Consider the following 5,240-nt stretch of genomic DNA (forward strand, 5'->3'; position numbering starts at 1 on the left):
AGGAAGTGACGATCGGCACACCTTACGTTGACCAACGAGAGGGGTTGCTTTATGACCCCAGCAATGAGGTTGGTCGAGTGCATTTAGGGGTCGTTCATCGATTCATTTTAGAACAACCGCTTGTCACCAGCAACGAGCCCGAACTCGCGGAAGGTCAATTTGTTTCTGTCGACGTGCTTCGACAAGAACGAGAACACCTGGAAACCTGGAGCCAACTCACGCTCGACGCATTGTTCCCTGCGTCGGTGTGACTGCTTCGCGAACACGAGGCTGGCGATTTGGCGCAGGCTTCGAGTCTGTGTTCTACGCAAATGCAGGCTCTCGCCGGCCTGCCTGATAAATCGGTTGAAGAATCCTTTTTATTGGATTCCTATAGTGTTCTGGTTTCTCAGGTGTCTTATAATTGAGCAACGTCAGCGTGATTTGGCTGGCGACGCGTTTTTACTCATATAGAGGTAGGCAATGGTTCGTTTTTTATGTGGTGTGTCCCTGCTCTTGTCGTTGGCTGTGCTGGGGTGTTCTTCGAGCGAAGGGACGAATATTCTGGAAAATGCTGATCAAGCAAAGATTGATGCCTACAATGCACAGGCAGAAGAGGACGCCAAGGCTTTGGGGAACTACGACGGACCAAAGTGAGTTTTGGTTTTTTATCACTTGAGTTCTGCCGATTGAAACGAAAACAGCGTCGCTCCATTCAATGGGGTGACGCTGTTTTTTTATGCTTCTGAGTGGGACGAACGCCCACGTCACTCGCGCTGTGGATTTGGTCTTTCTGCTATTTATGCAGAGGCGGAATCGTTCGGAACGTTCCCGCCTCTATTGCTTGTTCTTATAGCGATGCTTTTGCCTTTGGATGGGCAGGCCACGCTTTGGTTTTTGCTGCGGTGGCTTAGAATTCGCCGTCGATCACTTCTCTTGCACCTCGTGTTCCTAGGGCGCCCCACAATCCAAATGGGCTTTTTGCACCAGGTTGGTTGTTGCCAGCCGATCCGCCAAGGTAAACGACAGGGTTTTGAGAGTTGCCTGCTTCGATCGAATCCGTGATGAATTTGACCGCGCCATCACCCATCAGGACGTGAGCACCACCTTGGTGTCGGCTGGATGCCGTTGCAACCAAGTCACCGTGTGCGGCACCGTTGGCATCGGTGCAAATCTGCTTGTTCGGTGGCAGGATCGTATGCATCTGGCTGTACACGGGCATACAATCGTGCCAGTGGAATCCGCGTCCCCAGTTGGCATTGATGTTCAGGCCAGAGATCCAGAATTGTGGTCGCTCAGGGTCGAGAGTTGCTTCGAGGAACGATGGGTTCAAGTGGCAGTTTTGTCGTTCACCGGTGACACCGACACCATCACCTCTCGGAAGCGACGTTCGTGAATCGTAGTCACCTAAGTCGGTTGTGATCTCTCCGCACATGATGGTGTTGGAAAGACCATCCGTGGTGTCGCGAAACTTCATTCCTCGCGTCAGGACGAACATGCCGCGGTGGGCGGCATTGGAGTGTTGTGCCGTGCCGCTCGTCGCCGAGTACGGGAAAGTCACACTGCCGTCCTCACCAATTTCGTTGATGTTGAGGTAGGGGTCGCGAGAGCGGTAGGACGAATCGCCCGTGCAGGCGGCGTAGTTGGTACGGCCCAAAGCGGGCAGTCCCACGCCGGGGTCGCTGGGGCAACGCAACGTAGGGATGTCAGTCGCATAGGGTGGGTACTGAAGCTCATCAGGCCTTGGGCCCATGGCCTGCCACGGAGGAGTGCGAACACTCCCGTTGGTGTTGAGAGCCAATGGGTTGCTGATTTGTTCCCACAAGGCTTGTTGCTCAATGAACGCGGTCAGACCAACCAGCATGGAGAGGCGATGGTTCGAGGTTCCGGTGTACGTGTTGACTGGACTGGGTTGGTCCCACAGATCACGCCCACCGGGCACGTACGTGCCAGCACCGTGGATTGGCATCTGGTTGTATGCCGAGTGGTAATTATGGACGGCCAAGCCGATTTGCTTGAAGTTGTTGCTGCAACTCATGCGGCGGGCCGCTTCGCGGGCAGCCTGGACGGCGGGAAGCAAAAGCCCCACCAAAACTCCAATGATGGCGATCACCACAAGCAATTCCACCAATGTGAAACCGCGGCGGCGTGAGATACGTGTGTTCATCTAAACCTCTATGAAACAAAAAATGGATTGCATGCACGTCTCAGAGCTCGGAAATGGATCTCAGGACGAACGGGCATCGAACGATTCAGTGGGGGGAGCCAGGTTTCCAGGTGGGCGGGGCGGTCTGTTGCTCGCCGAACGCCAGAAAAACGGTTTCACTGATGTAATGGTTGATTATCTAACGCACGCTCATCCTGAAGGTTTCCGTGAAAGTTTTGAGCTTTCTTCATTTTTTGAAGAATGGTGGTCTGTCCCTTTCGTTTTTTTGGCGGGATTACTTCCTGTGGTGGTTTTTTTGGATCCTTTCAGGTGGTCTGTGTTTTCTGGTGAGGCGGGGACGGATTCTTCGATTCCCAATCTGATTCCTGTTTTCCTCCTATTGCCAAATCCAAGATTCAATTACTCTTCTGGGCCACAGAAGTCGGCGGCGTGCAAAGTGATGTCGTGAATCGGCTTTTCTGCGACAGGTCTTCAGTGTGATCCTCTCGGCATCGACCCGAGTCGATACCCAATCCGACAAGCGTCTTGATCGATTGCTTGAGGCGGATTCTTTCTAGTGAATGAGAAGCGGCGTCGCGGTTGTGTCGGAATGCAAGGGTTCGAAGGTCCAGAGTGACTGATCGAACTGACAAGCAACCAGGTTCGAGGCTCGGAAAGAGTTTTCTGGTTTGGCATTCCATCCTTACCAATCCTGCCGCGACCTTGACCGCCTGCGAAACAGCAGCGTGGGTGCGGCTACCTTTGTTACCGCACGAGAATTTTGATGTCTGATCATCCCGCTTCCAAAGAAACGTTCGATGATTCCGCGTCCGAGTTGAATTCGCCAGAACAAACTCTGGACTCGTTTGAAATGTCGACCACGGAAACCGTGGTGGATCCCTCGGCACAATGGGCGACTCAGTACGCCAACCCCGTGATTGACCCGAGCGAAATGCCGACGCCTGCAGTCGACGAATCCCTGCTGTATTACCAGGCAGAATGCACCGATGAGCCCGCCGAGGCAGCCATCGAGGCGTTGCCAGAACCAGTCGCCGAACAGGTTTCTTTCGAAGAGAGCGTCGCGGAAGTGAACGCCGTGGCAGTTCCGGCAGAATCTGCGGAGCCCGTGCAGACTGTTCCTGAGCAATCCGCACCTGAGCAGGTTCCATCAGAACAGGTTCCATCAGAGCAGGTTGTGTCTGAGCAGCCCACGCTCGAAGAGCAACCGGTTGAATCCAAGCCCGTTGCTTCACCAGAACCTGCTGTTGAGTCGGAGTCAGTGGCAGAATCGGCGCCTGCTACCCGACCGGAGCCCGTTGTGTGTGACGAGCCGGTGATTCAACAAGTGGTTGCGAAGCAAGCCGAGCCCGTTCGCGAAGAGCCCGCCCAGTCCGCTCCCGTTCAACCGGTCCAAGCGGCTGAACCAGAGAAAGCAAAAGCGACTCCAGAATCAAACGAACCGACCGAGCCCTTGTTCCGAGACCTGGATCTGCGAGCCGAAGTGCAAAAAGCGGTTGCTGCCTCGGGATACGACAAGCCCACGCCGATTCAAGCGGAGATCATCCCGTACATGTTGGATGGCCGTGACGTCTTGGCTCAATCGCAAACGGGAACCGGCAAGACCGCTGCGTTCGCTCTGCCGATTCTTTCGCGTGTGGACGTTCGCAACCGTCGCCCGCAAGTCCTGGTGCTCGCACCCACCCGTGAATTGGCGATTCAAGTCGCTCGATCGTTCACCAAGTACGGTGCGGATCTGGATGGTTTCCAAGTCGCAGCCATCTACGGCGGTCAAGACTACGAACCACAGCTCAAGCAGCTTCGTCGTGGCGTTCAAGTCGTTGTGGGGACACCCGGGCGAGTCATCGACCACGTCAAACGCGGCACATTGGACCTCGGTTCGCTGGATTGCCTCGTGCTGGACGAAGCGGACGAAATGCTCAACATGGGATTCTTGGAGGACGTGCAGTTCGTTCTTGAGAAATCTCCCAAAGGTCGCCAAGTCGCATTGTTCTCGGCGACGTTGCCGAAGCCCATTCGCAAGATCGCGGACGAATATCTGGATGACCCGGCCCGGATCACCATCAAATCGAAAACGATCACCGCTGCTTCGGTTCGCCAGCGAGCCCTATTTGTTTCTCCTCGAGATAAAATCGATGCGTTGGCTCGCATTCTCGAAGTGGAAGAAACCGATGGCGTGATCGTGTTTACCAAAACCAAAGACTCCACGTTGAGCGTTGCTGAAAAGTTGTGCCAGCAAGGATTCTCCGCGATCGCGTTGAACGGTGATATGCCACAAAAGGTTCGTGAGCGAACCATCGATCAACTCAAACGTGGTCATCTTGATGTGTTGGTGGCGACGGATGTGGCCGCTCGAGGTTTGGACGTGCCGCGAATCATCCACGTCTTCAACTTTGATCTGCCACACGACAGCGAGTCCTATGTGCACCGCATTGGTCGGACTGGTCGTGCAGGACGCAGTGGGCAAGCAATCATCTTTTTGACCAACGCTCAGCGTCGTCAGCTTCGGTTTATCGAGAACACGACGAAGCAACCCATCGAAATCATCGACCTGCCAACCGTTGCTGATATCAACGACGCTCGCGTGCGTCGATTCAAACAACGCATCACCGATGTCTCCGCCGAGCAGGACCTGACGATCTTCAAGGACATGATCGCTCAGTACGCGGAAGAAACGGGCAAGCCGATGGAAATGATCGCTGCCGCATTGGCCGAGATGAGCCAAAACGGACGTCCGTTCTTGTTGAAAGATCGCCCGAAAAAACAACGCGAACGTTCCGATCGAGGCAATTCACGCGGGCGTGACTCGTTCGGTTCGAACGATCGTGGCAACCGTGGATCCTTCGGCGACGATCGTCCGCGTCGCGGTAAAGGCCGTCCGCTGACACCGGTCAAGGAAGGCATGACCCGCTATCGTCTCGATGTGGGTTGGCAAGACGGAGTCAAACCCGGCAACATCGTTGGTGCGGTCGCCAATGAAGCTGGCATCGATGGCGAGTACATTGGGCTAATCAACATTCGTGACTCACACACGTTGATCGATTTGCCCGAAGGCATGCCTTCGGACATCTACCAAACACTTCGCAAAACATGGGTC

General features: G+C 54.8%; 4 protein-coding genes and 1 pseudogene. 4 read left to right on the plus strand and 1 reads right to left on the minus strand.

Features of this window, described 5'->3' with window-relative positions; translation table 11 throughout:
• Together ACF8AM_RS09960 and ACF8AM_RS09965 are read left to right on the plus strand one after the other, a co-directional pair.
• Nucleotides 1-251 (plus strand): annotated as a pseudogene (locus tag ACF8AM_RS09960) (phosphoesterase); the annotation flags it as partial.
• Between the two features lie 211 nt (nt 252-462).
• Nucleotides 463-636: a hypothetical protein gene (locus ACF8AM_RS09965; RefSeq protein WP_392555494.1), complete on the plus strand. Its 174-nt coding sequence runs from the start codon at nt 463-465 to the stop codon at nt 634-636.
• A gap of 253 nt (nt 637-889) precedes the next feature.
• Here ACF8AM_RS09965 and ACF8AM_RS09970 read toward each other — a convergent pair whose 3' ends face one another.
• Nucleotides 890-2,146 carry a DUF1559 domain-containing protein gene (locus tag ACF8AM_RS09970; protein ID WP_392555495.1) on the minus strand — a complete coding sequence of 419 codons (1,257 nt, stop codon included), beginning with the start codon at nt 2,144-2,146 and terminating at the stop codon, nt 890-892.
• A 10-nt stretch (nt 2,147-2,156) separates the two neighbouring features.
• On the opposite strand from ACF8AM_RS09970, the gene ACF8AM_RS09975 reads away from it, so the two are divergent.
• On the plus strand, nt 2,157-2,594 hold the full coding sequence (locus ACF8AM_RS09975; protein ID WP_392555496.1) for a hypothetical protein: 438 nt from the start codon (nt 2,157-2,159) through the stop codon (nt 2,592-2,594).
• Nucleotides 2,595-2,909: 315 nt separating this feature from the next.
• Nucleotides 2,910-5,240: DEAD/DEAH box helicase (locus tag ACF8AM_RS09980; protein ID WP_392555497.1), on the plus strand; the 2,331-nt coding region annotated here is incomplete at its 3' end.

Origin of the sequence: Rhodopirellula sp. JB055 (assembly GCF_043100905.1) — a bacterium.
GTDB lineage: Bacteria > Planctomycetota > Planctomycetia > Pirellulales > Pirellulaceae > Rhodopirellula.